The organism is Actinomadura darangshiensis (assembly GCF_004349235.1).
Taxonomy (GTDB): Bacteria; Actinomycetota; Actinomycetes; order Streptosporangiales; family Streptosporangiaceae; genus Spirillospora; species Spirillospora darangshiensis.
In genome coordinates this window covers 1-1,297 of sequence record NZ_SMKY01000626.1, presented here as the reverse complement: position 1 = coordinate 1,297, position 1,297 = coordinate 1, and the positions used below count along the sequence as shown (strand labels likewise).

Here is a 1,297-nt window from a genome sequence, read left to right as displayed (position 1 = left end):
GATGTGGGGCGGGGCGGTGCTGATCCGTCCGCTGTGACGCTGTTCGGTGGTCCATAGCGTTGCGGCGTGCCGGATCAGGAAGCGGTGGGTCGCGCGGCGCAGGTGGAACAGGTAATCGAACCGTGTGCTCGTGCTGGGGGCAGCGAACGGGTCGACATCCAAAGCATCCATCGAGGTCACAGCACTGGCCCTTTCACCTTGACTGGACGATCGCCGCGGGCGGGTTTGCCCCGGATCCACCTGCGGAGCCACCTGGGGGCGGCGTTGGGCGCGTTCGCAAGAAGCAGCGCGGCCAGGGCCGGTGCGGCCAGCAGCACCGCGTATCCGGGTGGGCCACCGAACATGGCGAGGGCGTTGAACACGGTGTGGGCGGCGATGATCGGGCCGATCCGGTGGGTGGCGCGGTACATCCACCAGGACGCCGCGGCGAACGCGATCGTGGTGAGCGCGGCGGTACCGAGGTAGGCGTGCGGGACCACGCGCAGCACGCACACCGTGAGCAGGATCTGCCAGGCCGGACGGCGTGCAGCGGCCATCAGCACGACGGGCAGCGCGAGCAGCGGGACCTCCTCGCGTATCCCGGCCGCGAGTGCTTGGGCGGCGAACAGGGCCGGGTTGTGCAGGCCGGTCGCGTCGGCCTGGGCCGCTTGGCCGATCACCGCCGGGCCGAGCCGCGTGACCCAGTCGTCCAGAAGCATCGTGGTGGTGTGTCCGGCGAGCACCACGGCGCAGGCCGCGACCGCGTCCGCATCCCACCGGCGCACGAGTTCGCAGGGCAGCCGGCCCCGCCACAGCGGCACGCCGGCGTCGCGAGCGATCTGGGCGCACAGCCACGCGCCCGCCCCCGCCAGCAGGATGGTCGCGGCGGTCCCGGGGCCCTGCCCCTGTAGTGGCAGCAGCGTGGCTCCGGCGAGGGCGAGGGCGGCCGCGCACCACACCGCACCGCCGTGCCGACAGTGGCGGACACGGATCAACAACCAAATCCCGGCGGCGGTGAGACTGACGGCCGAGACGTTGACCGGCGCCGCCAGAGGCGGCCAGTTGATGTCGACGCCGACCAGTTCAGCGGTGGCGTTGAGGACGGCCGCGAAGTGGGGACCGAACAGCACGGCTACTGCAGCCGCGCCGCGAAGGAGGCAGGACTTGGTCATCTGGAGGGTTTCTGGTCTGGGGGTGGTCAGCGGCATCGACGTTGCTCGGCGCTAAAAGCCGGTAGGGCTGGGTGAGCTGGTGGGCTCACCGCACGTCTCTTCTCGGTCCGGGTCAGGGGAGGGGGCGGTGGGCGATGCGGTCGGCC

Annotated in this window: 2 protein-coding genes; both read right to left on the bottom strand. The window is 71.5% G+C overall.

Annotation, left to right across the window (positions count from 1 at the left end; genetic code table 11):
- Positions 1–180: hypothetical protein (locus tag E1293_RS49140; protein ID WP_207939561.1), on the bottom strand; the 180-nt coding region annotated here is incomplete at its 3' end.
- A complete protein-coding gene (locus tag E1293_RS47005) occupies positions 177–1,151 on the bottom strand; it encodes a hypothetical protein (protein ID WP_132206636.1) in 975 nt (324 codons plus the stop codon). The genes E1293_RS47005 and E1293_RS49140, both read right to left, overlap by 4 nt.
- Between the last annotated feature and the right edge of the window lie 146 nt (positions 1,152–1,297).

Coding starts and splice junctions, on each gene's coding strand:
- E1293_RS47005 (WP_132206636.1), bottom strand. CDS start 1,151: ATGACCAAGTCCTGCCTCCTTCGCGGCGCGGCTGCAGTAGCCGTGCTG.